Below are 24,821 nucleotides of genomic sequence, written 5' to 3' on the forward strand. Positions count from 1 at the left end.
CGGGAGATAAAACAGGAAAAATTGATGTGTTTGCCACTAAAAAACCACCTAGCCGGATGGCCAGGTGGTTTGGATTAGGGGGCCGATGAACCGCCGAATTCCAGATAGATGTTCGCCAGGTTCTGGTACTGCGCGAAGCGGTTTTCGTCCACCGCCAGCTCCGCCTGACGACGCTGCTCCTGAGCATTCAGCCAATCGGTAATGGTGACGGCGCCCTGCCGGTAACGCACCTCGTTCAGCCGCTCCGATTTGCGCGCCAGCGCCAGCGAGGCCTGCAACTGCGCCTCTTGCGCCAGCAGCTGTGCGCGCAGCGACAGGGCGTTATTTACATCGCCCATCGCCTTGTACAGCGCCTGCCTGAATTCCAGCACCTGCTGTTCGTAGTCGTTACGGGCGATCTTGATATCCACGCCCATTTGCCGCCATTGCAGGAACGGCAACGTCAGGCCGGCGCCGAGGCTGCCCGTCGGGTTGCGCAGAAACTCCAGCAGTGCGCTGCTGCTGGTGCCCAGCGAGCCGGTCAGGCTGAAAGCGGGGTAGTATTGCAGACGTTTCTCGTCGACGTTGGCCAGAGCGGCGCGCAACCGCAGCTCTTTGGCGCTGAGATCCGGGCGACGGCTCAAGACGTTGGCGGGAATGCCGGTGCTGATCTGCGGCATTGCCGCCGTCGGCAGACGTGCGGGCGCGATGGTGGTCTGGCCTGAAGGTACGCCCAGCAGCACCGCCTGTTCGTTCAACGCCTGTTGACGTTCGTGTTGCAACGTCAGCAGCCGGCTTTCCTGCGTTAGCACGTTTTGTTCCGCGTTCACCACGTCCAGCGCCGAGATGCTGCCGGCCCGGTAGCGGGCATTGGCCAGCCGCAGCGTCTGTTTGGCGTAGGCGATGCTCGCCTGGCTGACGCCGATCTGCTGATTGAGGAAGCCGATGCGCCAGTAATTCGTGGCGGCGTTGGCCAGCAGCGTCAGGCGCGCCGTCTGCAGATCCTGCTCGGAAGCCTGGCTGGCCCACTCGGCGGCGTCGCGCTGGCGCGCCAATTTGCCCCACAGGTCGACTTCATAGCTCGTAGAGAGCGTCGCGCTGCTGGTTTTATTCCAGGCGGAGGACTCCGACAGCGGGCGATTGATGCCGCTGTTCAACGAGGCGTTGACGTCGGGCGCGGTGCTGATGCCAACGCGTTCAGCCTCGAGGCGCGCGCGGTAGACGCGCAACACGGCGACGGCCAGATCGTTGTTGCTCGCCATCACCTGTTGCAGCCAGCGATCGAGCTCGGGATCGTGGAAATCGCGCCAGTCGAACGGCGTCGGCGCGGCGTTTTCGGCGGCGTGCTGCCAGCTCGTCGGATAGTTGACCTGTGGCGCCCGGTAGTCGCTTTTCAGGGCGTTGCCGCAGCCGGCGGTGAGCAGGGCGGCGAGGCTTAATGCCAAGGGAGAGAAAATTTTCATGGGTTACTCGCTGGCCAATGAAACGACCGGATCCATCCTTGCCGCTTTGCGGGCGGGGAGATAACCGAAGATCATGCCGATTAAGGTTGAACAGAAAAACGCCGTCGCGGCGGCTTGCCAGGAATAGATGGCGGTGAACATGCCGCCCGCCAGCGAGGTGAACAGCGACCCGGCGGCGAACGACAGTGCGATGCCCAATGCGCCGCCGATCAGGCAGACCAGCACCGCCTCGATCATGAACTGTTGCATGATATCGCCGCGCCTTGCGCCGACCGCCATGCGCACACCGATCTCATGGGTGCGCTCGGTCACCGAGACCAGCATGATGTTCATCACGCCCAGGCTGCCGATCACCAGCGAGATCGAGGCCACCATCAGGATCAGCAAACTGAGCGTCATCGAGGTGCGCTCGATCGATTTACGGAACTGATCGCGGTTGAACGTCATGAAATCCTTGACGCCATGCCGCTGGGTCAGCAACTGCGTAATGGCGCTGACGGCGGCTTCGCTGGCGACGTCATCCTTCAGCCGCACGGTAATGCCGCTGAGCGTGGTTTTGCCGACCATGCGGTACATCACCGTGCTGTAGGGCATCCAGACGCTGATGCGGTTGGGCGCATAGTTGCGTTCGCTTTTGGCGACGCCGACCACCCGCGCCGGCACCGAGCCGAGAAACACGATCTGGCCGAGTGGCTCAACGCCGAAATCGCCGAACAGCGCCTGGCGCGCGTTATCGTCGATGATCACTTCCTGCAGCGCGTTGCGATCGTCGCGGAAGGTGGCGCCTTGCACCAGCGTGATGCCGTTGACGCGGAAATAGTCGCGCCCGACGCCGGTGATTGACGCAGTGGCAGATTTACTGCGAAAACGAATGCTGTCGGACGCGCTGACCTCCGGGCTGACGCTGTCGACGAAGCTTTGCTGCGCCAGCGCGTCGGCATCGGCCGGCACCAGGGTGCGGATGCTGTCGATGGCGTCGTCGAAGAAATCACGCCCCGGATAGATGCTCACCACGTTGGTGCCGAGTCCCTTGATATTCTCCAGCGTGCGCTGCTTGGCCCCTTCGCCCAGCGCCACCACCGTAACGACGGCGGCGATGCCGAAGATAATGCCGGTCATGGTCAGCGCGGTGCGCAGGCGATGGGCGTTCATCGCTTTCAGCGCCATGTGCAGCGATTCACGGGTGCGGTCGATCAGGCTTTGCCAGCCGCTTTGCCGGCTGCGGTTCGGCGGCGGCAGCGCGACGGCGGGTGCCGATTGGCGGCCGCTGTCAGCGATGATCTCACCGTCCCGCAGCTCGATGACGCGCTGCGCATGTTGTGCCACGTTCATATCGTGGGTGACGATCACCACGGTGTGGCCGCGCTGATTCAGCTCGCTGAGGATCGCCAGCACTTCCTGGCCGGATTGGGTGTCCAGTGCGCCGGTCGGTTCGTCCGCCAGGATAATTTCGCCGCCGTTGATCAGCGAGCGCGCGATGCTGACGCGCTGCTGCTGACCGCCGGAAAGCTGGCCGGGCTTGTGGTCTTCGCGTCCTTCCAGACCCAACCGCGCGAGCAGCTGCGCTGCCCGCTGCCGCCGCTGATCGCGCCGGGCGTTGGCGTAGATGGCCGGAATTTCAACGTTGCCCAGCGCGCTGAGATCGGGCATCAGATGATAACGCTGGAAGATAAAGCCGATATGCTCGCGGCGCAGGCGGGCCAGTTCGTCCGGCGACAGGTGGGCGGCGTTCTGGCCGCTGATGTAGTAGTCGCCACGATCCGGCACGTCGAGACATCCCATGATGTTCATCAGCGTCGATTTGCCGGAGCCGGAGGCGCCGATGATCGCCACCAGCTCGCCGGCGGCGATGGTCAAATCGATGTCTTTCAACACCGTCAGCGCCTGACCGCCGTTGGTGTAGGTCCGGCTGATGCCTTTTAGCTCGATGATCGCGTTCACAGGAAAATGCCATCCTCAGCCGACTTGGCGGCGGGCTGCGACAGCACCACGGTTTCACCGGCTTTCAGGCCGCTGAGGATCTGAATGTCGACGTTGTTGGTGATGCCGGTGGTCACTTCACGCGTTTCCAGCCGCTGATCCTGGGTCAGCACCTGCACCTGTTGCCCTTTTGCTTCGGTTTTATGCACCGCCTGGATCGGCACCAGCAAGGCATTCTTCGCTTCGCCGAGCAGCAAGGAAACCTGCGCGGTCATGGCGATGCGCAGGCGGTTTTCCGGGTTGGGCACGTCCAGCAGCGCGTTGTAATAGACCGACGCGTTCGAGGTACCGGAGCCCGAAGCGGAGCTGGTGCCGGCGAGCGAGTCGTCTTTCATCACCGATTCCGGCGCCAGTTCGATGGTGCGAAGCGTGGCGTCGTAGCGTTTATCCGGATCGGAGAAAATGGTGAAGTAAGCCTTTTGCCCCGGCGAAATGCGGGTGATGTCGGCTTCGGAGATCTGCGCCTTGATGGTCATCATATCCAGCCGCGCCAGCTTGACGATGGTCGGCGCACTTTGGGTGGAATTGACCGTTTGACCCTGCTGCGTGACCACGGCGATGACGATACCGTCCATCGGCGCGACGACGCGGGTATACCCCAGGTCGATCTTTTTCTTGTCGACTTCAATCTGCGCCTGCACCAGGCGCGCATTGAGCGAAAGCAGTTCGGCGCGGGTGGTGGCGAGCGTGGCCTCGGCGGTTTCGAAGTCTTCACGCGAGCTGGCTTCGTCGTTCAGCATGCGCCGCTGGCGTTTGAAACGCGACTCGGCCTGCTTAAGCTGTGCCTGCTTGGCCTGCAGTTCGGCTTTGATGACGTTCAGCGCCGCCTCGGCGTTGCGCAGATCGTTGCGCTGTTGCAGATCGTCGATGTCGGCGATCGGCTGTCCTTTGGTGACGCGATCCCCCAGTTTGACCTTCAGCGATTTGACTTCACCGGAGACCCGCGCGCCGACATTAACGCGTTCGACGGCATCCAGCCGCCCGGTGGCCAGCACGGCATTCTCGATATCGCCCAGGCGGGCCGGTGCGGTAACGTAATCCTGCTGCGGCGGGCGTTGCCAATAGAGGGCCAGCGCGACAGCGATGGCGATGAAAACGATGACGGCGATCAACGCCAGACGACGGGGTGTGAGTTTCAGTGATGGCATGCCCAGGTTTTCCATAACGATAAAAGCGGCGGTTCCAGTCTGCCATCATGGCAGCGCCAGCCTGAACTGGCGCTAAACGTGAGGCGCTTTCCCGCTGGAAAGGGGATAGTAAAGGCTTTCCCGCTAAAGATCACGGTGAGTTATTATCCGCCGGGTGTGCAACCGGCTGCGCGGCACGCTATACTGGCTAAAAAACCAGTATTCATTCATCAGCAGGATAACGCCGCCGCCATGATGCCAAACCGCCTCGAGCCGGAACTCGACATTTACCAATACCCGGAGCACCTGCGCGCCTGCCTGGCACCGTTGCCCAAAGGGCCGGGCGTCTATGTGTTTCACGGCCAGAGCGAAAGCCTGCCGCTTTACATCGGTAAAAGCGTCAACGTACGCAGCCGCGTAATGGCGCATTTCCGTGCGCAGGATGAGGCAAAAATGCTGCGCCAAATCCGGCGCATCAGTTTTATCGAGACTGCGGGCGAGTTGGGGGCACTGCTGCTGGAGGCGCAGTTGATCAAGCAACAGCAGCCGCTGTTCAACAAACGCCTGCGGCGCTCGAAACAGCTGTGCGCGCTGCGTCTGCAGGCGGACACGGTGACGATTGCCCACGCCAAAGAGATCGATTTCGCCGTCACGCCCCACCTTTATGGGCTGTTTGCCAATCGCCATGCCGCGCTGGAAAAGCTGCGTGCCATCGCCGACGAGCATCGTTTATGTTACGGCAAGCTGGGGATTGACAAGCTGCCCGCCGGGCGCGCCTGCTTCCGCTACAGCCTGCGCAAGTGTGCCGGCGCCTGCTGCGGCGTGGAGCCGGCGCAGGAACATGCGCGGCGGCTCGGCGCGGCGCTGGAACAGCTACGCATCGCCTGTTGGCCGTTCGCCGGGCGCGTGGCGTTGGAAGAGCAGGGCGAGACGCTGCGCCAGTATCATGTGATTCACAATTGGTTTTATCTGGGCTCGGTCAGCAGCCTGGCGCAGGCGCAGCGGTTGCAGAGCGCGGCCAGCCACTTTGACAGCGATGGCTACAAGATTTTGTGCAAGCCGCTCATCGCCGGCGATTATCGGATTATTGAGCTGCCGTAATGCCATAACGCTATCGATAACCTAAGACTTATCTGTAAATTCAGGGCATTATGCTAAAAAAGCTTGTGTCCATAATGTTGTTATGGATAATGGCGCCCCGAAGCGAAGGAACGCGCTATTAACTCAGTTGGCAGAGTGATTGGTTTTATAATGGCTTGTTTTGGCTTGAAAATTGATAGACGCGGGTTCGAGTCCTGCATAGCGCGCCAGCTTTCTTCCCTTCATCTCACCGCGCTTACCGTAAAGCGCACCCGGGTTGATTTGCACTATCGGCTCCTCGTTGGGATTTTCGGGTGTGCTTTACCGTAACCGCTGGCTTTCCTTCCTCTTTCTCTTTCGATCCTTTGCTAAACTGTAATCAGGCAGGCTTGCTGCCCGGCAACAGGAGGTCGGTATGTCTCACTCCGAGCAACTGCAGGAACTCTTGCAACGCGTCGCCGCCCTCGAGGCGAGAGAGAAAGCGCTGAGCGCCGCGTCCAACGCTTATCAGGCGATTATCACCACCATGTTGGGCAATATGGAGAAGACCGAACGTGACCGGATTATCGCGATGATCGATCAGGCTCATGAAATCGCTTACGCCCGCGCCATTCAACGCAGCAACGAACCGCAAAAGCAGAAAATCAAACAGGCCGACGATGTGGCCCAGCGCATGTTCATGTTTGCGCAAGGCAAGGCCGCCCAGCCGCGCTGAATCCGAACTATAACAGTTGCCGCCATTAAGTTGGCTAACTGATCTACCCGGCGAAACTGTACTTGTGTTACTTTTAGCGGTGAGATTTGATGGCAATGCTGTTTCCAGCATAAGGTTGTAACGATGGACGCGATTAAAAGCATCTTGGTTAAAGAGATTGAACAGATCAATCGGCGCGAAGGGCGTGACGGCAAGCCGCGCTTCAACAGCGAATTCGCCCGCACTCACCGCTATCTGTGCCTTGCCATGTTCGCCGGTTATTTCGCGGTGATCGCCGTGATGTACCAGGTGCCGTACATGGGGATATATGCCTTCCTGGGCTTCACCGCTTTCGTGCTGTTCATGTTCGCCATGCTGCTGATAGAGATCCGGCCGGTATACCGCTTCGAGGACATCGGGGTGCTGGATCTGCGGGTTTGCTACAACGGCGAATGGTACTTTACCCGCGCGCTGTCGCCTTATGCGGTGCAGCAGCTGCTGGATGAACCGTCTATCGGCGCCGCACTGAAACAGAAGATGCGGGTAATCATCGGCAACAAAGGTGAAATCGACTTCTACGACGTGTACGACATGGCCTACGGAAAAAAGCCGCAGGATGAGCCACCGCAGCTGGCGGCGGCAAACTGAAAGGTTTCCGGCCGGCGGCTTGTCGATTATACTCAGCGTTTGAACGTGAAGCAGAGTGAGGACCAAGCGATGAGTGATGATATTTTCGATTTTGATATCGATGCCGAACTGGCGAAAGCCGAAGAAAAAGCGGCGCAGAAGGTAAAAGAGGTCCCTGAGTTCCTCGAAGACGAAGCGGACTGTGAAGGTTGCAAGATCTGATCGCCTGACCCATAAAAAAAACCGCCGCGGCGGTTTTTTTTATCTCTGAGCGTCGGGCGGTATCAATCCAGCACGAATCCCCAGATGAGGAACGCCGCCACCAGAATCAGGCAAAGCGCGGACACCGTCACCAGTATTTTCCCCAGAATGTCTTTTTCTTGTTCCCGCTGCGTCACGTTGAAATTATCCAATTAAAAGTCTATGGACCAAACCGGCGATGCTGAGATCGAGCGCCGCTACGCCCAGCGCCATGATCATCATCACCGAAAGAAATCGAGTCTTGCCGTTCACATCCCTAATCCCTGTTGGCGTCGCTGTTAAATTGTTTTTACATCAACCGGATATAATTCAGCGACCCCGTACTTCATGCATCATGATAGTGATTAAGAACGTTCTTAAGGCCAGAAGTTCCCTCGTCTGGTAACGCAGCCGGTGCGGCAGCGTCAGTCGGTTACAATCCGCACGCCTATCTTGCTGACTTGATTGCCGTCCATTTCGGCGATGGTCCAGGTCAGGCCGTCCCATTCCACCTGGTCGCCGATCACCGGTTCGCCGCCAATCAGCTGAATGACGAACTGGCCAAGCGTCTGCTGCTCGTCCACGTCGTCTTGCAGATTGAGGCCATAAAGCTGTGAGATATCGCTTAAACGGGCGTCGGATTGCAGGATAAAGTCGCCGAAGAAGCGCTCGTCGAGCGTCACGGCCGGCGCCTGGCTGAACAGCTTGCCGAGGATCGGCAGGTCGTGCTCATGGCCGATGACGCACAGAATATCGTTCTCCCGCAGGCGGGTACTGCCGCTAGGGTGCAGCAGCTCTTTGCCGCGGAACAGGGCGGCGATGCGGGTGTTGGGCGGCATTCTCAGCTCACGCAGCGCCGCGCCGACGCACCAGTTTTTCGCCGAAAGCTGATAAACGAACTGTTCCCACTGGTTCTCCGGGTGCACATCCAACCCAACGCGGGAGATCGGCGTCAGCGCCGGCGGCACGATCACCTTGGCTTTTTTGGCGGCAAACGACAGCGTGGTGCCTTGCAGCAGCAGGGAGACCAGCACCACGAAGAACGCCACGTTGAAGAACAGCTGGGCGTTGGGCAGGCCGGCCATCATCGGGAACACCGCCAGGATCACCGGCACCGCGCCGCGCAGACCGACCCAGGAAATAAAGCCGCGTTCGCGCAGGGTAAAGCTGCGGAACGGCAGCAGGCCGATGAACACCGACAGCGGGCGGGCGAACAGGATCATCCACAGCGACAGCAGCAGGGCAGGGATGGCGATCGGCAACAGCTCGTGCGGGTTGAGCAGCAGACCGAGTACCAGGAACATGCCGATCTGGCTGAGCCAGGCCAGGCCGTCGAAGGTTTGTACGATGCCGTGACGGTTGCGGATCGGCCGGTTGCCCAACAGCAAACCGCACAGGTACACCGCCAGAATGCCGCTGCCGTCCAGCGCGGTGGTCAGCGCGAAAATAAGAATGCCGCCGCTCACCGCCAGCAGCGGATAGAGGCCGTCCGCCAGTTTGATGTGGTTGATCAGCGTCAGCAGCAGCCAGCCGCCGCCCAGGCCAAAGACGATGCCCATGCCGAACTGCTGCATCAGATGCAGCGGGAAGGTCCAGCTCAGCGCGGTTTCCCCGGCGGCGATCATCGCAATCAGCGTGATGGTGAGAAACACCGCCATCGGATCGTTGCTGCCGGATTCGATCTCCAGTGTAGCGCTGACGCGCTCGTTCAAACCTTTGCCCCCCAGCAGCGAGAAGACTGCGGCGGCGTCGGTGGAGCCGATAATGGCGCCAATCAACAGTCCCTGCAGCAGATCGAGATTGAACAGCCAGGCGGCAGCCATGCCGGTCAGGCCGGCGGTGATCACCACGCCGACGGTGGCGAGAGACAGCGCCGGCCACAGGGCGACGCGGAAAGAACTGACCCGAGTGCGCATGCCACCGTCGAGCAGGATCACCGCTAACGCGAGGTTACTGACCAGGTAAGCGACCGGATAATTGCTGAAGACGATGCCGCCGGGGCCGTCGACGCCGGCCAACATGCCGATCGCCAGGAAGATCACCAGGATCGGAATACCGAGCCGGGAAGAAAATGAGCTGAGCAGAATGCTTGCCCCCACCAGCACGGCACCGATGACGAACAAACTGTTAATGGTGCTGGCATCCAAAATATCGTTCTCCTGAGGCTGGGGGATAGGGGGCACTGCGCGTGTGTCGATGATAGCGTGTTTAGTGGGTAAAACGCCAAGGCTGATTGCGAAAACAACCGATCAATTATTGCCCTTTGGTGTGATTAACCGAAGAAAGTGATGAGAAGAGAGAGAATCCTGCCTTTTATCTAACATTATCAGGCTGCTGTATTTCGGCTTTGGCAACAATGGCCGATCGTGGCTGAGGGAAAAACCATTAAGCCCGCGCAGGCAGGCTCAATGGTTTGCAGGCGCGGTAGGGTTAGTGGTCGAGCGATTCCAGCGCCCGTTTGATCAGCTCGCTGGCCAACTTGCTTTCCGTTTCGGAAATGCCGTCGAGATTGAAGTTGGAGAGTTCAGTGACCAAAACGCTACGTTCTTTGCCGCTGATTGAGGCGTCCAGCGCGGACAGCAGCCTGCCGAGGATCTTCAGCAGGGTGGCATTTTCCACTTCGGCTTCCTGAGCCGGGGTCTTCTTATCAGTCATTCAAAATCCTCTCTGTCGTGACGGAAGGGAGATGCAGCTAACGCCATCGAATGAAGTAAACGATCGCGCAGCCCTTCGGGGGTGTTGAGCCCAATCACTACCGTAAGGCAGGGATCCGGATTTCTACTTATGCATTGCAGTTATAACGACTGGGTTATGTATGCAGCCGTATCACTTTGCCCTAACGGACGGCGCCAGGCTGAGCAATGTGTGCTTTGCATGCAAACCACCAGTATAGGCTTTTTGCACGACGGCAAGATGACAGAAAACCCCTGCAAACGGTCGGGTTTACAGGGGTAGAAGGTTATTGTGGCTTGCCGGAGAACAAGAAGCGCAGCACCGGAATACGCTTGTGCAGTTCATATAAAGCGAAGGCCAGCGAGAACACAAACAGCAGGCCCAGCAAGAATCCCAACAGGTTGTTGCCGATATAAGGCGTCACGAAAGCGCCATATATCAGGGTCAACGGGTGGTGCACCAGATATATAAACAGTGAGGCATTGACCAGATAGGTGATGCGCGGCGAGTGATAATTCAGCAGGTTATGCCCGAAAGAGAACACCACGTTGGTCATCAGGATCCCCATTAGGGTTTTGATCACCACTTCCAGTTCGAACATATAGCTGCTGTGCGCCAACAGCTTTTGATTCAGCATATATGCGATAAACAACAGCAGCGAGCCGAGCAGCGCCAGCGGCGAGCGACGCAGAAAAATCTCCTTAAGCCACACGTACTTAAACGCATAGGCGCCGAGGATGAAGAACGGCAGGTAGAACATCGTCTCCATCACCACGAAATTGAACAGGCCGTTGGATAATAGCTGCGGCGCGAAAATTAAAATAATACGGTGCGCGGCCGAATAGCATACCGCATAAATAAAGAAACACAGTGAGATGTTTCCTAATCCACGCAGTCTGTTTATTAACGCCGGAATATGCTCGCGGGTTTGACGCTTGATTTTACGGAACAGATAAAAGCAGGCACAGGTTAACAATGACAGCGTCAATAAGAACCACAGATGAGAAACCAATTCCCAAACTGTTACATTTATTTTCTGATAGAGAGAAAATTCATCCCAGCCGTTTAATTTATCGGTGAAGTATTTCAGCATGAAAAACTGCGGCACCGTTATTAGCGGGATGGAGCTCAGCAGCGGGATCGCCACCCGCTCCAGCCTGACCTTCAGCCACTGGTGGCGCTCGTAGCGCTCGTAAAGCATGTAGGAGAAGTAGCCGGATATCACGAAGAACACCTGCATGCGGAAAGCGTGGATGAAGTCGTTCAGCACCGTGAGCGAGAAGGAGGGGGACGCGCTGTTCACCGCCCAGGCATGGCTGGAATAAATCAGGGAGAGGTGAAACGGAATCCCGAGCAACATCAAATAGGCTCGGATCGAATCGAGGAAAAACTCGCGCTGTTTGCTGCCTTTAGTCATAGATTACCGCTGGTGATTTAATCGGGTGCCCATTAACACGCTTAATAAGTCGTCAAACGTTAAATTGTTATCCGAAACCCTACTATAGCCCCCCGCATTTTTCCATAGCGTCTTGTTGCGCGGCTTGCTACGCTGGTGTTCCATCAGCTGCTTAAACAATGAGCCGTAAACATGAACCATCCATTTATCATGTTGTCGGAAAGCTGAGTAATCCATTAATATGGATTTAAATGATTTGAGCACACGAATAGGGGGGGATGTGCTAGTTAATATATTATCCGGACAACCACGCGCCGCGAGCGTTCGTTGGTTAGGTGCTACCGTATTGTTCACGCTGTTCAGTTCGCCGGCATGGGCCTTTTCTATTGATGATGTGGCCAAGCAGGCGCAGGATCTGGCCGCGAAAGGTTTCGAAGCCCCGAAGAGCAACCTTCCTTCTCAGTTCCGCGAGATGAAGTTCGCAGACTATCAGCAGATTCAGTTCAATCACGATAAAGCCTATTGGAGCAAGCTGAAAACCCCTTTCAAGCTTGAGTTTTATCATCAGGGGATGTACTTCGACACGCCGGTGAAAATCAACGAAGTCACTTCTACCAGCGTAAAACAGATCAAGTACAGCCCGGATTATTTCAACTTCGGTTCGGTCAAACACGATCCTGAATCGGTGAAAAACCTCGGTTTTGCCGGCTTCAAGGTGCTCTACCCGATCAACAGCGCCGACAAAAACGATGAGATCATGAGCCTGCTGGGCGCGAGCTATTTCCGTGTGGTGGGTAAAGGGCAGGTTTACGGGCTTTCCGCTCGCGGCCTGGCTATCGATACCGCTTTGCCATCTGGCGAAGAGTTCCCGCGTTTCCGCGAATTCTGGGTTGAGCGTCCGAAGCAGGGCGACAAACACCTGGTGATCTACGCGTTGCTGGATTCCCCGCGCGCCACCGGCGCTTACCGTTTCACGGTGATCCCGGGCCGCGACACCACCGTGGACGTCGAGTCTAAAGTGTTCCTGCGCGACAAGGTGGGCAAACTGGGCCTGGCGCCGCTGACCAGCATGTACCTGTTCGGGCCGAACCAGCCATCGCCGACGCTGAACTATCGCCCGGCGTTGCACGACTCCAACGGTCTGTCTATCCATGCCGGCAACGGCGAGTGGATCTGGCGCCCGCTGAACAATCCTAAACACCTGTCCGTCAGCACCTATACCGTCGAGAACCCGAAAGGCTTCGGTCTGCTGCAGCGCGGCCGCAACTTCAAGGATTACGAAGATCTGGACGATCGTTACGATCTGCGCCCGAGCGCCTGGATCGAACCGAAGGGCGACTGGGGTAAAGGCAAGGTCGAGCTGGTGGAGATCCCGACGGCGGATGAAACCAACGACAATATCGTGGCGTTCTGGACGCCGGATACGCTGCCGGAAGCCAAAAAGCCGCTGACGCTGAGCTACCGCCTGAACTTCACCCGCGACGAAGACAAACTGCATTCGCAAGACATCGCCTATGTGGCGCGGACCATGCGTTCGACCGGTGACGTGAAGCAGTCCAACCTGATTCGCGAGCCTGACGGCAGCGTGGCCTTCCTGGTCGACTTCGTCGGCCCGGTGCTGAAAGGGCTGGACGCCAACACCCCGGTCGCTTCTCAGATCAGCATCGGCGACAACGGTGAAATGGTAGAAAACAACGTCCGCTATAACCCAGTGACCAAAGGCTGGCGCCTGACGGTACGTCTGAAAGTAAAAGACGACAAGAAGCCGGTAGAAATGCGCGCAGCGCTGGTCAATGGCGATAAGACTCTGTCGGAAACCTGGAGCTATCAGCTACCTGCCAATGAATAAGCCTACTCAACCCGCCCAGGATTATCTTGCGGCGCTGCCTCTGACCGCCGAGCGGTCGGAGGCGCTCAACCCTCACACGGCGGATGACGCTCAGGCACTGGAGGCGCTCCATCGGCAGATGGGCGCCGCCGACGCCAACGTCAACAGCCTGTCGGCGGATGACGTGGCGTTGGCCTCGGTCAAACCGCGCATCGAAAGCGCCTGGCCGGATGCGGTCAGCGATGACGATTTCGACACCGACGCCGAAGGGCGCGCCATTCTGAAGGCGACGCCGCCGATCAAACGAACCACCATGTTCCCGGAAGCCTGGCGTACCAACCCGGTGGCGCGCTTCTGGGATTCTCTGCTGGGGCGTTCGCCGCACAATCGGCACGCCACCAAAGAGGAGGCCGAGGCCGAGAACCGCTGGCGCGTTGTCGGTTCCATGCGCCGCTATGTGCTGCTGGTGCTGATGCTGGTGCAGACCGGCATCGCCACCTGGTACATGAAAACCATCTTGCCTTATCAGGGCTGGGCGCTGATCGATCCTATCGCCATGCTGGATCAGGATCTGATGCAGTCGGTGCTGCAGCTGCTGCCTTATGTGCTGCAAACCGGCATTCTGATCCTGTTCGCCGTACTGTTCTGCTGGGTCTCGGCCGGTTTCTGGACCGCGCTGATGGGCTTCCTGCAGCTGCTGATCGGTAAAGACAAATACAGTATTTCCTCCACCATCAAGGGCGATGAGCCGATCAACCCGGCGCACCGCACCGCGCTGATCATGCCGATCTGTAACGAAGACGTCGAACGCGTGTTCGCCGGCCTGCGTGCGACCTATGAGTCCGTCGCCGCGACAGGTCAGCTGGAACACTTCGATATCTACGTGCTGAGCGACAGCTACGATCCGGACATCTGCGTGGCGGAGCAAAAGGCGTGGATGGAGCTGTGCCGCGATGTCGACGGCCACGGCCGCATCTTCTATCGCCGCCGCCGCCGTCGCGTAAAACGCAAGAGCGGCAACATCGACGACTTCTGCCGTCGTTGGGGCGGTGAGTACAGCTACATGGTGATCCTGGACGCCGACAGCGTGATGAGCGGCGAATGCCTCACCGGGCTGGTGCGTTTGATGGAAGCCAACCCGAACGCCGGCATCATCCAGTCCGCGCCGAAGGCGTCCGGTATGGATACCCTGTATGCGCGCGTGCAGCAGTTCGCTACCCGCGTTTACGGGCCGCTGTTTACCGCCGGCCTGCATTTCTGGCAGCTGGGCGAGTCGCACTACTGGGGCCATAACGCCATCATCCGCGTGAAGCCGTTTATCGAGCACTGTGCGCTGGCGCCGCTGCCGGGCGAGGGTTCCTTCGCCGGTTCAATCTTGTCGCACGACTTCGTTGAAGCGGCGCTGATGCGCCGCGCCGGCTGGGGCGTGTGGATCGCTTACGATCTGCCGGGCAGTTACGAAGAGCTGCCGCCAAACCTGCTGGACGAGCTGAAACGCGACCGTCGCTGGTGCCACGGCAACCTGATGAACTTCCGCCTGTTCCTGGTGAAAGGCATGCACCCGGTGCACCGCGCGGTGTTCCTGACCGGCGTCATGTCCTACCTGTCGGCGCCGCTGTGGTTCATGTTCCTGGCGCTCTCCACCGCATTGCAGGTGGTGCACACCCTGATGGAGCCGCAATACTTCCTGCAGCCGCGGCAGCTGTTCCCGGTCTGGCCGCAGTGGCGGCCCGAGCTGGCGATAGCGCTGTTCTCCACCACGCTGGTGCTGTTGTTCCTGCCGAAGCTGCTCAGCATCGTGCTGATCTGGGCCAAGGGCGCGAAAGAGTACGGCGGGGCGTTCCGTCTGTTCATTTCGATGCTGATGGAAATGCTGTTCTCGGTGCTGCTGGCGCCGGTGCGCATGCTGTTCCATACCGTGTTCGTGGTGAGCGCCTTCCTCGGTTGGGAAGTGGTGTGGAATTCGCCGCAGCGTGACGATGACGATACGCCTTGGGGCGAAGCGTTCCGCCGCCATGGCTCGCAGATGTTGCTGGGCCTGGTGTGGGCCGGCGGCATGGCGTGGCTGGATCTTCGCTTCCTGTGGTGGTTGGCGCCGATCGTGTTCTCGCTGATCCTGTCGCCGTTCGTGTCGGTGCTGTCGAGCCGCGCGACGCTGGGCATGAAGAGCAAACGCGCCAAGCTGTTCCTGATCCCGGAAGAGTACAACCCGCCGCGCGAGTTGCTGGCGACGGAAGAGTACCTGCATCTCAACCGCAACCGCGCGCTGACCAACGGCTTTATGCATGCGGTGGTCAACCCGTCCTTCAACGCGCTGGCGACGGCGTTGGCGACGGCGCGTCACCATCTGCGCGCTACCCTCGATCGCAACCGCGAGGAGCGGGTAAACGAAGCGCTGCAGCTGGGGCCGGAGAAGCTGGTGAAGGGCAAACGTCTGGAGCTGCTGAGCGATCCGGTCACGCTGGCTCGTCTGCACCAGCGCGTCTGGCTGTTGCCGGAAGGCGCCGCCTGGCGCGAGCACTATCAGCAGTTGCCGCACAACCCGCTGGCACACCCAACGGGCCGACGTTAATCGCTGAACGGTAACGCTCAGACGGGGAATGCGCATGGCGCGTTCCCCGTTTTTTTTACCTTTTGCTTACGCGCGCCGGTACCGGAAGAGAAAGGGAACTGTGATAGACTGCGGCCGATGCGTTGTTCACTCGCGAAACAACCCTTTGCTCAGAGTCAATGTCGTGAAGCTCTCTTCCTACCTTCGGCTGGCCTGCGTGGCGGCCGGCGTGATGGTCTTAACCGGTTGCGGCAGCATCATCAGCCGCACCGTGCCCGGTGCGGGGCATGGCCACCAGTACTATCCCGGCGTGCAGTGGGATTTGCGCGATACGCCCTGGCGTTACGTCACGGTGATAGACGTGCCGCTGTCGATGGTGGTGGACACCTTTATGCTGCCGTTCGATGCGCAGCATGGCCCCTATGAATAAACCTGCTCAGCGGGTGGCGAACACCACCAGCTGATAGCCTTTCTGCCCGCAATGGAAAGGTGCCAGCGCCGTCATGCCCAACCCTTGCACATGAGCGACCAACGAATGCGGATTGTCGTCGTCGATAAACAGCGCGCCCACGTCGTAGTCATGACTGGTGTGCGCTTTGACGGCGGCGTAGAGGCGTTTCAGCACGCCTTTGCCGCGCCAGGCTGCGTCGAGGCAAACCGGGCCGTAGAGAAACACCCGCTGCTCACTCAGCGCCCGCCCGGCGAAGGACTGCGTGGCGAGCGTCGCCAGCATCGCATCCACCACCGGCGGCCGCGGTTGCACGTCGGCGGGCATCAGGCAAACGAACCCGGCCAGTTGGTTCTCCTGTTCGGCCACGAGTATGCCGATGCCGCGGTTGATCGCCGTCAGCTGCGCCTCATTCATGCGCGATACGATAAATCCCTGCCGTTTGTGGCGCTCGTCGAGTGCTTCCGGCACGTTTTCCCCCTGCAGCTGTAAAATGGCGGGGTAGTCGGTAGGGCGGGCCCGGCGGATAATCATACTGCCTCCTTGGCGATAAAAACGTGGTGCGGGTTAACGTTCATCCCATTCATCGGCCGCGGCCTGGCCTTCTTCGGTATCCAGCGGCGGCTCAAGCTGGAAGTCGCCTTCTTCCCATTCGTACAGGGTATTTTCGTCTATCCACTCGGCGGTGATCTCCACCTCGTCGTAGTCACCGTCGAATATCGCCTGCGCCGCCGCACCGCTGCGCAGCGGCAGGCATTCCACCGTTTCGCCTTCTTCTTCGAAGAACTCGGCCTGCCACATCGTGTCGCCATCCTGCATCACGTACTTTTGCAGATTGAACTGCTGCGGCACCGGCGGTTCGTCATCGCCGCCGCCTTCGGCGGTGTCGATAAACTCTTCACGTGCGGCCTCGATGGCTTCTTCCAGGGTTGCATACAGGCTCATGTTCGCCTCCGTTGACAATGAGAGTAGAGCGCCCGGCGCATTGCCGGTGCGGTGGGATAAACGTCAAAACTAATTGTTGTCTCACTGGCGCAGGATGCAAATTTTTTTGTTGTCCGCTTTGCGACGACGGTTGTCCGCAAAGCGGGAGAAGAGGAGGCGATGGCGGGAAATAATGGCGCTATCGTTCACTCAGTTGCCAGGAGAAGCCCATGTTAATCGACCCTTCAAGCAAATACCGACCGTTCCCGCCGGTGACATTACCGGATCGTCAGTGGCCTTCGCGTACCCTGCGGCAGGCGCCGCGCTGGTGCTCCAGCGATCTGCGCGACGGCAACCAGGCGCTGGCGGAGCCGATGGATAACGCGCGCAAGCGCGAATTCTATCAATTGTTGTTGCAGTGCGGTTTCAAAGAGATTGAGGTGGCTTTCCCTTCGGCGTCGCAAACGGATTTCGATTTTGTGCGCACGCTGATCGACGAGCAACTGATCCCGCACGACGTCACGATTCAGGTGCTGACGCAGTCGCGAGACGATCTGATCGATCGCACCTTCGAGGCGCTGCTGGGGGCTCCACGGGCAATCGTGCATCTGTATAACGCCACGGCGCCGATGTTTCGCGACATCGTGTTCCGTCAGGATAAGGCCGCAACCGTGGCGCTGGCGGTGAACGGCGCGCGGCGCATTCGCCGGCATTGCGAGGCTCAGCCCGATACCGCCTGGTGCTTCGAGTATTCGCCGGAAACCTTCTGTTTTACTGAATTAGAGTTCGCGCTGGAGATCTGCGAGGCGGTGGCGGAGGTGTGGCAACCGGGGCCGCAGCGGCCGATGATCATCAACCTGCCGGCGACGGTGGAGGTGAGTACGCCCAACGTGTATGCCGATCAGATTGAGTGGTTCTGCCGTCACTTCAGCCGTCGCGCCGATGTGGCGATCAGCGTACATCCGCATAACGATCGCGGTACCGGCGTGGCCTGCGCGGAGCTGGCGCTGCTGGCCGGTGCCGATCGGGTCGAAGGCTGCCTGTTCGGCAACGGAGAGCGTACCGGCAACGTCGATCTGGTTACGTTGGCGTTGAATCTCTATACCCAAGGCGTGGCGCCGGGCCTGGACTTCAGCCGCCTGAAACAGGTGGTGGAAGTGGTGGAACAGTGCAATCAACTGCCGGTGCATCCTCGCCATCCTTATGCCGGTGAGCTGGTGTTTACCGCCTTCTCCGGTTCGCATCAGGATGCGATCAAAAAAGGTTTCGCCGCGCAACGGCAGCGACAAGATGGCTGGTGGCAAGTGCCTTACCTGCCGCTCGATCCCGCCGATGTCGGCTGCAGCTATGAGGCGGTGATCCGGGTCAACAGCCAGTCCGGTAAAAGCGGGGCTGCCTGGCTACTGGAACAAAATCATGGGCTGGCGCTGCCGCGCGGTCTGCAGATTGATTTCAGCCAGGTGGTGCAGCGTGCGACCGACGGCAGCGGGAAGGAAATGAGCGGCGCACAGCTGTGGCGCTTATTCCGCGACACCTATGGGCTGGTGGAGCAGCCGCGCTTGCAGCTGTTGAGCTACCAGACGGAAAGTCATGGGGTAGAGGCCTACAGCTTCAACGCGCGAGTTGCCTGCGAGGGAGAGACACTGCGTCTGCAGGGGGCCGGCAACGGTCTGCTTTCCAGCGCGGTGGATGCGCTGCGTCAGCGCTTCGGCTTGCCGCTGGCGATCGAGGATTACCACGAGCACACGCTGGGGCATCAGAGTGATAGCCGAGCGGTGGCCTATATCCGCTGTACGCTGCCGCAAGGTGAGGCGACCTACGGCGTAGGCATCGACGTTGACTCCGCCAGCGCTTCGCTGCAGGCGCTGTTCAACGTTGCCGGGCGCTATCTGTCGTCGGCGCGGTCCGGCTGAAATAGTCGCTGGGCGCGACCCCCAATAACCGGCGGAACATGGCGCTGAACGCGCTGGGGCTGTCATAGCCAAGATCCAGCGCCACTTCCAACACCGAGCGGCCGGTCGCCAGCGCGTTCAACGCCGCCAGCAAACGGGCGCGCCGCACCCAATCACTAAAATGCAGCCCGGTTTCTCGCTGGAAGCGCCGCGACAGGGTGCGTCCGCTGACGCTGAGATGAGCGGCCGCCTGTTCCAGCGTCCAGGGCTGTGCCAGCGTGGTCTGAATATGGCGGCATAGGGCAAGCAGTGAGGCCTCACGCGGTTCGGGCAGGTGCAACGGCAGGATCGGCAGCATTCTCAACTCATCCAGGATCAGTTCCATCACGCGCTCATCGCGCCCGCCGCTTGGGTAGCCGGGCGCAATCTCCATCGCACAGATAATCAACTCGCGCAGCAGCGGCGAAACCTGCACCACCTGGCATTGGGCCGGCAGATCGGCGCGCGCCAATGGATCGACGAACAGCGTCCTGGCCGCCACCTGGCCGGTGATGCGCAGGCTGTGCACCATTTTCGCCGGTACCCAGACGCCGCGGCCGGGTGGCACCACCCAACTGCCGAGCCGGGTCGTGACCTGCACTACGCCGCTCAGGCTGTGAATCAGCTGCGCGCAGTTATGGTAGTGATCCGGCTCGCTGTCGCCGTGGCGATAATCCTTGGCCAACGGCCGGACGGGCTGATCGACCGGCAGAACGTCATGAAACAGCAGCATCGTTAGCGGCCTCCGCGCGGCAAAAAGGGGGATGACAGCATGCCATGCGGCGCGGTTCCACACCAGCCTGTGGCACGAGGCAGATAAGTAGTTTATAAAATGATATTATATAATTTTGTAAATTGATTGGAGGGGGGATGGATATTGAGGCGATGCGCAAGGCGGCGGCGCAGGCCGGCGCGATGCTGCGCACCTTGGGCAATGAAGATCGGCTGCTGCTGCTGTGTCGACTCAGCCAGGGCGAGATGGCAGTGAGCGAGCTGGCGCAGGCGCTGGCTATCCGCCAGCCGACGTTATCCCAACAGCTTGGCGTGCTGCGGGAGGAAGGGTTGGTCTCCACCCGGCGAGCCGGCAAGCAGATTTACTATGCGGTGGCCGATGCCAAAGCGCTGGCGCTGCTAACGACCCTGTATCAACTGTATTGCCCACAGCCGGAGAACCGAGATGACCATTGACTGGCAACACTTCACGCCCTATTCCGCGCTGGCGGGCGGGGCCATTATCGGCGGTGCGGTAGCGCTGCTGCTGCTGTTCAACGGCCGCATCGCCGGCATCAGCGGCATTACCGGCGGCTTATTGAGCGCGGGCGGCCGGGAGCGGGGCTGGCGCGCCGCATTTCTTGGCGGGTTGCTGATTTCTCCCTGGCTGTATGCTGCTGCGGCGGCTTTGCCTCCTGGTGAGATTGCGGCCGGCAGCGGCTGGCTGGCGATCGCGGGGCTGTTGGTGGGGGTGGGTACCCGGTTGGGCAGCGGCTGCACCAGCGGGCACGGCGTGTGCGGCGTCGCGCGGTTGGCACCGCGATCGTTGGCCGCCACGGCGGTGTTTATGCTGCTGGGCTTTACGACCGTGTGGCTGATGCGCCACCTGTTGGGAGGCTGAAGATGCTTAAGTCTCTGTTGGCGCTGCTGAGCGGCGTGATTTTCGGCCTGGGGTTAATTATCGCCGGCATGGCCAATCCGGCCAAAGTACTGGCGTTTCTCGATATTACCGGCCGGTGGGATCCTTCGCTGGCGTTGGTGATGGTTGGGGCGATTGCAGTGGCGGCGCCGGCCTTTATGTGGGCGCGCCGACGCCAGCGGAGCCTGTTGGGGGAACCGCTGCAGATCCCGGCCGCCGGGCGTGTGGATCGCCGTTTGCTGGTGGGCAGCGCGCTGTTCGGCATCGGTTGGGGCATGGCGGGCATTTGCCCTGGCCCGGCCTGGGTGTTGGCGGGGGCGGAAATACAACGGGTATGGCCGTTCCTGCTGGCGATGCTGGCGGGCATGGCGCTGTATGAGATTATCATGAGGTGGAGGCGTTCATGTCGATAGCCAAGGCGGTGCTGCGCATTGCGCGCCCGACCGATCGGTTGCAAGAGATTGCCACGCTGTATTGCCGCGGGTTGGGGTTTGAAAGGCTGGGCGAGTTTGTCGATCATCAGGGCTTTGACGGCATTATGATCGGGCATCCGCAGCATGCCTACCATCTGGAGTTCACGCAGCATCGCGGGGTGCGGGTCGGGCAGGCGCCGACGCAGGATCATCTGCTGGTGTTTTACCTGCCGGATGAAAACGAATGGCGAGCCGGGTGTGAGCGGATGCGGGCGGCGGGATTCTTGGTGGCCGTCGCCTATAACCCCTATTGGGATAGGGCGGGGCAAACCTTTGAAGATCCTGACGGCTACCGGGTGGTCCTGCAACATCAGGCCTGGCAAGCATAAAAAAACCGGCGCCTCGAGCGCCGGTTTGCGAGATAAAAACGGGTTATCCGTCAGGCGTTGGTCGCCGGTTTTTGCGCGCTCTTGGACTGGGTATTTTCCAGCATGCGGCGAATCGGCACGATCAGTACGATCAGCACGGCGGCGCAGATCAGCAGCGCGACGGAGCAGCGAGCGAACAGATCCGGCAGCATATCCAACTGGTCGGCCTTGACGTGGCCGCCGATCAGGCCGGCGGCCAGGTTGCCCAGCGCGCTGGCGCAGAACCACAATCCCATCATTTGCCCGCGCATTCTCTCCGGCGCCAGCAGCGTCATGGTGGCCAGACCGATCGGGCTCAGGCACAGCTCACCCAGCGTCAGCATCAGGATACTGCCCACCAGCCACATCGGCGATACGCCGGCGCCGCCGTTGCTCAGCACATTCTGCGCGGCCAGCATCATCAGGCCGAAACCGCCGGCGGCGCACAGGATACCGATCACGAACTTGGTGATGCTGCTCGGACGCACGTTATTGCGCGCCAGCGCAGGCCAGGCCCAGCTGAACACCGGCGCCAGCAGGATGATGAACAGGGCGTTGATCGACTGGAACCACACCGCCGGGATCTCGAAGCCGCCAACCATGCGATTGGTGTAATCGTTGGCGAACAGGTTGAACGAGGTTGGCTTCTGTTCAAACGCCGACCAGAAGAACGCGGCGGAGATCAGCAGAATGAAGCACACCAGCAGGCGTGCACGCTCTTTGCGGCTCAGGCCGGCAAAGGCGAACAGGTAGATGAAATACAGGGTGACCGACGCGGCGATGACGTACACCAGCACGCTGGCTACCTCAACCGGGTTGATGACGATGGTGCCCTGAGCGATCAGTACGATGACCGCAGCCAGGACTACCGCCAATGCCAGCAGCCAGGCGCCGACGCCTTTTTTCTTCGCGACCGGGCTGTTCCAGGTGGAATCCAGGCCCACTTCGCGGTCATAGCGTTTCATCGCCGGTACGGCGAACACCCGGAAGATCACCAGCGCCACCAGCATCCCGATACCGCCGATGCCGAAGCCCCAGTGCCAGCCGTGTGACTTGATCAGCCAGCCGGAGATCAACGGGGCGATGAACGAGCCGATGTTGATGCCCATATAGAACAGCGAGAAACCGCCGTCACGGCGCGCATCGCCTTTCTTGTACAGCGTGCCGACCATCACCGAGATACAGGTCTTGAACAGGCCGGAACCGAGCACGATGAACATCAGGCCGATGAAGAACAGGTTGGTGCCCATCACCGCGGACAGGGCGATCGACAGGTGGCCGAGGGCGATCAGGATCGAACCGTACCAGACGGCCTTGCGCTGGCCGAGCCAGTTGTCCGCCAGCCAGCCGCCCGGCAGCGCCGCCAGGTACATGCTGCCGGCGAAAATGCCGACGATCGCCGACGCGTTCTCACGTGCCAGACCCAGGCCGCCGTCGTACACGGTGGCGGCCATAAACAGGATCAGCAGCGGACGGATGCCGTAGAACGAGAAGCGCTCCCACATTTCGGTGAAGAACAGAGAACCCAGCGGATAGGGATGGCCGAAGAAGGTCCGGCTTTCTGACTTATTGACAGAGGATTGCATAACGATTTCCCAATAAAAAGGCGCTGCATGGCTGCAGCCCGTACTGTGGTTGTATGTGTATTTAATGAAGGCGATCCGCCCAATGCGGATTACCCGACAAAACCGCGGCTGCAACGCTGATAAACCGTGGAAAGCGTGCTGACCTTTTTTCACTTGGCCGATGGTTCACATCTGGCGTGATATTATTTAACCATTTGATAACTGGTCGTTGGTTTTGTCTAGTACCTGTATCCCATTTTTTAGACGAAAAGTCGACAAGCATCTCCTTTTCTGGTTTTTCTGTTGGTTGTGGCGGGAATATGATTGACAGCGGGTTTTATGCGCTGAAAGTTAATTAATTGTTGATAAACAAGATGTTGAGGTAAGAATGTTCCGAGTGGGCCGAAAATTCGCAGGCCCGAAGGAAGCATTATTAAAAGTAGGGGAAACGCGGTGTTGATCTGGCCAATGGCGGAAATTGGCGATAAATGCAGCTATTGTTCTTCCTGCAGCGTGTCTTCCCGCATGTAGCCCGGCCGCCGCCGCAGACACCACCAGGAATAACCGGCGTTGAACAGCACGACTAAAGCGGTGACGCCGAAGACCGCGCGAAAACCGTAGCCGGCGGAGACCGCGGCGCCAAGCAATGGGCCGCTGACGTTGCCGACGTCACGGAACGACTGGTTATAGCTGAAAATGCGGCCGGCCACCTGATTGGTGCAGTTGTAAATCAGCAGCGTCTGTACCGCCGGCAGCAGCGCGCCGTCGGCCGCCCCCAGCAGAAAGCGCAGCACCCCGAGCTGCCACGGCGTTTGCACGAAGGCCATCGGGATCAGCAGCAGCACCGAGACGATCAGCATACATATCAGAATGCGCTCCGGGCCGATGCGATCGCCCAGCTTGCCCAGACGTGGGGCGCTCATCAATGCCGCGACGCCGGGCACCGAGGCGATTAGCCCGCTGATAAACGCCAGATTATGGGTGGCGCCGGCCAGATCGCGCACATACAGCGTCAGGATCGGCGCAATCGAGCCGGTGGCGATCTGGATAATCATGGTAGTCACGAACAGGCTGAGCACCAGTTTCGGGTTTTTGAGCGAGGCAAACACCTGCCGTGCGTGCAACATGTCGCGTTTTTGTACCGGGGTGAACTGCTCTTTGACATACAGCAGCGTCAGCACGAAGCAGACGAACAGCACCGTGGCGGTGATGTAAAACACCGGGCGCAGACCATAGAGGTCGGCCAACAGGCCGCCGATCAGCGGGCCGATCAGCGCACCGCCTACGCCACCGGTAGATAGGGTGCCGAGCGCCCAGCCGCTGCGGTTGCGTGGCACCTGGGTGGCGATCAGCGCGTTGGCGTTGGGTATGAACCCGCCAAGCAGCCCTAGCACCGCTCGCAGCGCGAGAAATTGCCAGATCGTTTGCGCCATGCCCATCAGCATCATGACGATCGCCATGCCCAATGCGGAGCGCAGCAGCATCAGTTTACGGCCGCGTCGGTCGGCCAGGGCACCCCAAAATGGCGCGGCGATAGCGGAAAACAGAAAGGTGATGCTGAACAGCAGACCGGACCACATATTGAGCGCCTGATGGCCGGTTACGCCCAGCGTCTCTACGTATAGCGGCAGAAACGGCATTACCAGGCTGAAGGCGGCGCCGGTGAGAAAACACCCTACCCAGGCGACGAAAAGGTTGCGTTTCCAGTTAACGGGTTCTGCTGCCGAAGCCATAAATATCCACTGCCGAAAGGTGACGCGTTTTGCCGGCGGCAAGATGAAGGGGCAAAACGTGAAAGTTAGCTTGGTAAGTATGCGCCGCCAGCGCGGCGACGGCAAACGAGGGGACAAGGATTGGGCAAAAAA

Annotated in this window: 24 protein-coding genes and 1 tRNA gene; 13 read left to right on the top strand and 12 right to left on the bottom strand. The window is 59.8% G+C overall.

Features of this window, described 5'->3' with window-relative positions:
- Positions 1 to 74: 74 nt before the first annotated feature.
- From ACJ8HT_RS11065 to ACJ8HT_RS11075, 3 genes are read right to left on the bottom strand one after another with little or no spacing between them, the layout of a single operon-like run.
- On the bottom strand, positions 75 to 1,442 hold the full coding sequence (locus tag ACJ8HT_RS11065) for a TolC family protein (protein WP_197652014.1): 1,368 nt from the start codon (positions 1,440 to 1,442) through the stop codon (positions 75 to 77).
- 3 nt (positions 1,443 to 1,445) lie between these two features.
- Positions 1,446 to 3,383 carry a MacB family efflux pump subunit gene (locus ACJ8HT_RS11070; RefSeq protein ID WP_060440224.1) on the bottom strand — a complete coding sequence of 646 codons (1,938 nt, stop codon included), beginning with the start codon at positions 3,381 to 3,383 and terminating at the stop codon, positions 1,446 to 1,448.
- On the bottom strand, positions 3,380 to 4,561 hold the full coding sequence (locus ACJ8HT_RS11075) for an efflux RND transporter periplasmic adaptor subunit (protein WP_350429770.1): 1,182 nt from the start codon (positions 4,559 to 4,561) through the stop codon (positions 3,380 to 3,382). The genes ACJ8HT_RS11070 and ACJ8HT_RS11075 overlap by 4 nt, the downstream gene beginning before the upstream one ends.
- A gap of 240 nt (positions 4,562 to 4,801) precedes the next feature.
- Here ACJ8HT_RS11075 and cho point away from each other — a divergent pair, with 240 nt between their 5' ends.
- The 5 genes from cho to ACJ8HT_RS11100 all read left to right on the top strand — a co-directional run bounded on the left by cho (position 4,802) and on the right by ACJ8HT_RS11100 (position 7,172).
- Positions 4,802 to 5,650 (top strand): excinuclease Cho, encoded by an 849-nt coding sequence (gene cho / locus ACJ8HT_RS11080; RefSeq protein ID WP_197652012.1) that lies wholly within the window; start codon positions 4,802 to 4,804, stop codon positions 5,648 to 5,650.
- Positions 5,651 to 5,762: 112 nt separating this feature from the next.
- Positions 5,763 to 5,859, top strand: a tRNA-OTHER gene (locus tag ACJ8HT_RS11085).
- A gap of 185 nt (positions 5,860 to 6,044) precedes the next feature.
- Positions 6,045 to 6,344 (top strand): sigma-S stabilization anti-adapter protein IraP, encoded by a 300-nt coding sequence (locus ACJ8HT_RS11090; RefSeq protein WP_016928230.1) that lies wholly within the window; start codon positions 6,045 to 6,047, stop codon positions 6,342 to 6,344.
- A gap of 123 nt (positions 6,345 to 6,467) precedes the next feature.
- A complete protein-coding gene (locus ACJ8HT_RS11095; RefSeq protein WP_038875410.1) occupies positions 6,468 to 6,971 on the top strand; it encodes a YlaC family protein in 504 nt (167 codons plus the stop codon).
- A gap of 69 nt (positions 6,972 to 7,040) precedes the next feature.
- Positions 7,041 to 7,172 carry a hypothetical protein gene (locus ACJ8HT_RS11100; protein ID WP_015377413.1) on the top strand — a complete coding sequence of 44 codons (132 nt, stop codon included), beginning with the start codon at positions 7,041 to 7,043 and terminating at the stop codon, positions 7,170 to 7,172.
- Between the two features lie 62 nt (positions 7,173 to 7,234).
- Here ACJ8HT_RS11100 and ACJ8HT_RS11105 read toward each other — a convergent pair whose 3' ends face one another.
- The 4 genes from ACJ8HT_RS11105 to mdoC form a co-directional block, all read right to left on the bottom strand.
- On the bottom strand, positions 7,235 to 7,363 hold the full coding sequence (locus tag ACJ8HT_RS11105; protein ID WP_019455877.1) for a hypothetical protein: 129 nt from the start codon (positions 7,361 to 7,363) through the stop codon (positions 7,235 to 7,237).
- A 252-nt stretch (positions 7,364 to 7,615) separates the two neighbouring features.
- Entirely contained in the window at positions 7,616 to 9,337 is a 1,722-nt protein-coding gene (locus ACJ8HT_RS11110; protein ID WP_197652011.1) for a potassium/proton antiporter, read from the bottom strand.
- A 283-nt stretch (positions 9,338 to 9,620) separates the two neighbouring features.
- The gene (locus ACJ8HT_RS11115) at positions 9,621 to 9,845 is read right to left on the bottom strand and encodes a hypothetical protein (RefSeq protein WP_038875417.1); all 225 of its coding nucleotides are present in this window, start codon (positions 9,843 to 9,845) and stop codon (positions 9,621 to 9,623) included.
- Positions 9,846 to 10,149: 304 nt separating this feature from the next.
- Positions 10,150 to 11,280, bottom strand: coding sequence for a glucans biosynthesis protein MdoC (mdoC, locus tag ACJ8HT_RS11120; RefSeq protein ID WP_197652010.1), 1,131 nt, complete (start codon positions 11,278 to 11,280; stop codon positions 10,150 to 10,152).
- Positions 11,281 to 11,539: 259 nt separating this feature from the next.
- Between mdoC and mdoG the strand changes: the two genes are divergently transcribed.
- The 3 genes from mdoG (at position 11,540) to ACJ8HT_RS11135 (ending at position 16,068) form a co-directional block, all read left to right on the top strand.
- Positions 11,540 to 13,108 carry a glucans biosynthesis protein MdoG gene (gene mdoG / locus ACJ8HT_RS11125; RefSeq protein ID WP_004927882.1) on the top strand — a complete coding sequence of 523 codons (1,569 nt, stop codon included), beginning with the start codon at positions 11,540 to 11,542 and terminating at the stop codon, positions 13,106 to 13,108.
- On the top strand, positions 13,101 to 15,659 hold the full coding sequence (gene mdoH, locus ACJ8HT_RS11130) for a glucans biosynthesis glucosyltransferase MdoH (protein WP_084826418.1): 2,559 nt from the start codon (positions 13,101 to 13,103) through the stop codon (positions 15,657 to 15,659). Before mdoG ends, mdoH begins: the two co-directional genes overlap by 8 nt.
- Positions 15,660 to 15,870: 211 nt before the next feature.
- A complete protein-coding gene (locus ACJ8HT_RS11135) occupies positions 15,871 to 16,068 on the top strand; it encodes a YceK/YidQ family lipoprotein (protein ID WP_046688460.1) in 198 nt (65 codons plus the stop codon).
- 6 nt (positions 16,069 to 16,074) lie between these two features.
- Here the strand turns inward: ACJ8HT_RS11135 and ACJ8HT_RS11140 are convergent, their stop codons facing one another.
- Both ACJ8HT_RS11140 and ACJ8HT_RS11145 read right to left on the bottom strand, forming a co-directional pair.
- Positions 16,075 to 16,620, bottom strand: a complete 546-nt coding sequence (locus tag ACJ8HT_RS11140) for a GNAT family N-acetyltransferase (protein WP_197652009.1) — start codon at positions 16,618 to 16,620, stop codon at positions 16,075 to 16,077.
- Between the two features lie 33 nt (positions 16,621 to 16,653).
- A complete protein-coding gene (locus ACJ8HT_RS11145; RefSeq protein WP_102984855.1) occupies positions 16,654 to 17,031 on the bottom strand; it encodes a MysB family protein in 378 nt (125 codons plus the stop codon).
- A 209-nt stretch (positions 17,032 to 17,240) separates the two neighbouring features.
- Here ACJ8HT_RS11145 and leuA point away from each other — a divergent pair, with 209 nt between their 5' ends.
- Positions 17,241 to 18,923, top strand: a complete 1,683-nt coding sequence (gene leuA / locus ACJ8HT_RS11150) for a 2-isopropylmalate synthase (RefSeq protein ID WP_197652008.1) — start codon at positions 17,241 to 17,243, stop codon at positions 18,921 to 18,923.
- Here leuA and ACJ8HT_RS11155 read toward each other — a convergent pair.
- Positions 18,880 to 19,674 carry an AraC family transcriptional regulator gene (locus ACJ8HT_RS11155; RefSeq protein ID WP_126178817.1) on the bottom strand — a complete coding sequence of 265 codons (795 nt, stop codon included), beginning with the start codon at positions 19,672 to 19,674 and terminating at the stop codon, positions 18,880 to 18,882. The two genes, leuA and ACJ8HT_RS11155, sit on opposite strands and share 44 nt — an antisense overlap.
- A gap of 137 nt (positions 19,675 to 19,811) precedes the next feature.
- Here ACJ8HT_RS11155 and ACJ8HT_RS11160 point away from each other — a divergent pair, with 137 nt between their 5' ends.
- The 4 genes from ACJ8HT_RS11160 to ACJ8HT_RS11175 are packed head-to-tail and all read left to right on the top strand — an operon-like array spanning position 19,812 to position 21,373.
- Positions 19,812 to 20,129, top strand: a complete 318-nt coding sequence (locus ACJ8HT_RS11160) for an ArsR/SmtB family transcription factor (RefSeq protein ID WP_197652007.1) — start codon at positions 19,812 to 19,814, stop codon at positions 20,127 to 20,129.
- Positions 20,119 to 20,553 carry a YeeE/YedE family protein gene (locus ACJ8HT_RS11165; protein ID WP_060440216.1) on the top strand — a complete coding sequence of 145 codons (435 nt, stop codon included), beginning with the start codon at positions 20,119 to 20,121 and terminating at the stop codon, positions 20,551 to 20,553. Before ACJ8HT_RS11160 ends, ACJ8HT_RS11165 begins: the two co-directional genes overlap by 11 nt.
- A gap of 2 nt (positions 20,554 to 20,555) precedes the next feature.
- Positions 20,556 to 20,984 (top strand): YeeE/YedE family protein, encoded by a 429-nt coding sequence (locus ACJ8HT_RS11170; protein WP_193158955.1) that lies wholly within the window; start codon positions 20,556 to 20,558, stop codon positions 20,982 to 20,984.
- Positions 20,975 to 21,373: a VOC family protein gene (locus ACJ8HT_RS11175; RefSeq protein WP_197652006.1), complete on the top strand. Its 399-nt coding sequence runs from the start codon at positions 20,975 to 20,977 to the stop codon at positions 21,371 to 21,373. Before ACJ8HT_RS11170 ends, ACJ8HT_RS11175 begins: the two co-directional genes overlap by 10 nt.
- Positions 21,374 to 21,423: 50 nt before the next feature.
- Here ACJ8HT_RS11175 and ACJ8HT_RS11180 read toward each other — a convergent pair whose 3' ends face one another.
- Together ACJ8HT_RS11180 and mdtG are read right to left on the bottom strand one after the other, a co-directional pair.
- On the bottom strand, positions 21,424 to 22,977 hold the full coding sequence (locus ACJ8HT_RS11180) for a peptide MFS transporter (protein WP_046686847.1): 1,554 nt from the start codon (positions 22,975 to 22,977) through the stop codon (positions 21,424 to 21,426).
- Positions 22,978 to 23,450: 473 nt separating this feature from the next.
- Positions 23,451 to 24,689, bottom strand: coding sequence for a multidrug efflux MFS transporter MdtG (gene mdtG / locus ACJ8HT_RS11185; RefSeq protein ID WP_194572878.1), 1,239 nt, complete (start codon positions 24,687 to 24,689; stop codon positions 23,451 to 23,453).
- Positions 24,690 to 24,821 lie beyond the last annotated feature (132 nt).

It is taken from the genome of Serratia sp. CY44782, from assembly GCF_052168715.1.
GTDB lineage: Bacteria > Pseudomonadota > Gammaproteobacteria > Enterobacterales > Enterobacteriaceae > Serratia > Serratia nevei.

What these genes read in the sequence shown, in the direction of transcription:
- ACJ8HT_RS11065 (WP_197652014.1), bottom strand. Translation starts at nt 1,442, where the DNA reads ATGAAAATTTTCTCTCCCTTGGCATTAAGCCTCGCCGCCCTGCTCACC.
- cho (WP_197652012.1), top strand. Translation starts at nt 4,802, where the DNA reads ATGATGCCAAACCGCCTCGAGCCGGAACTCGACATTTACCAATACCCG.
- ACJ8HT_RS11090 (WP_016928230.1), top strand. Translation starts at nt 6,045, where the DNA reads ATGTCTCACTCCGAGCAACTGCAGGAACTCTTGCAACGCGTCGCCGCC.
- ACJ8HT_RS11095 (WP_038875410.1), top strand. Translation starts at nt 6,468, where the DNA reads ATGGACGCGATTAAAAGCATCTTGGTTAAAGAGATTGAACAGATCAAT.
- ACJ8HT_RS11100 (WP_015377413.1), top strand. Translation starts at nt 7,041, where the DNA reads ATGAGTGATGATATTTTCGATTTTGATATCGATGCCGAACTGGCGAAA.
- ACJ8HT_RS11115 (WP_038875417.1), bottom strand. Translation starts at nt 9,845, where the DNA reads ATGACTGATAAGAAGACCCCGGCTCAGGAAGCCGAAGTGGAAAATGCC.
- mdoC (WP_197652010.1), bottom strand. Translation starts at nt 11,280, where the DNA reads ATGACTAAAGGCAGCAAACAGCGCGAGTTTTTCCTCGATTCGATCCGA.
- mdoH (WP_084826418.1), top strand. Translation starts at nt 13,101, where the DNA reads ATGAATAAGCCTACTCAACCCGCCCAGGATTATCTTGCGGCGCTGCCT.
- ACJ8HT_RS11135 (WP_046688460.1), top strand. Translation starts at nt 15,871, where the DNA reads ATGGTCTTAACCGGTTGCGGCAGCATCATCAGCCGCACCGTGCCCGGT.
- ACJ8HT_RS11140 (WP_197652009.1), bottom strand. Translation starts at nt 16,620, where the DNA reads ATGATTATCCGCCGGGCCCGCCCTACCGACTACCCCGCCATTTTACAG.
- ACJ8HT_RS11145 (WP_102984855.1), bottom strand. Translation starts at nt 17,031, where the DNA reads ATGAGCCTGTATGCAACCCTGGAAGAAGCCATCGAGGCCGCACGTGAA.
- leuA (WP_197652008.1), top strand. Translation starts at nt 17,241, where the DNA reads ATGTTAATCGACCCTTCAAGCAAATACCGACCGTTCCCGCCGGTGACA.
- ACJ8HT_RS11155 (WP_126178817.1), bottom strand. Translation starts at nt 19,674, where the DNA reads ATGCTGCTGTTTCATGACGTTCTGCCGGTCGATCAGCCCGTCCGGCCG.
- ACJ8HT_RS11160 (WP_197652007.1), top strand. Translation starts at nt 19,812, where the DNA reads ATGGATATTGAGGCGATGCGCAAGGCGGCGGCGCAGGCCGGCGCGATG.
- ACJ8HT_RS11165 (WP_060440216.1), top strand. Translation starts at nt 20,119, where the DNA reads ATGACCATTGACTGGCAACACTTCACGCCCTATTCCGCGCTGGCGGGC.
- ACJ8HT_RS11170 (WP_193158955.1), top strand. Translation starts at nt 20,556, where the DNA reads ATGCTTAAGTCTCTGTTGGCGCTGCTGAGCGGCGTGATTTTCGGCCTG.
- ACJ8HT_RS11175 (WP_197652006.1), top strand. Translation starts at nt 20,975, where the DNA reads ATGTCGATAGCCAAGGCGGTGCTGCGCATTGCGCGCCCGACCGATCGG.
- ACJ8HT_RS11180 (WP_046686847.1), bottom strand. Translation starts at nt 22,977, where the DNA reads ATGCAATCCTCTGTCAATAAGTCAGAAAGCCGGACCTTCTTCGGCCAT.
- mdtG (WP_194572878.1), bottom strand. Translation starts at nt 24,689, where the DNA reads ATGGCTTCGGCAGCAGAACCCGTTAACTGGAAACGCAACCTTTTCGTC.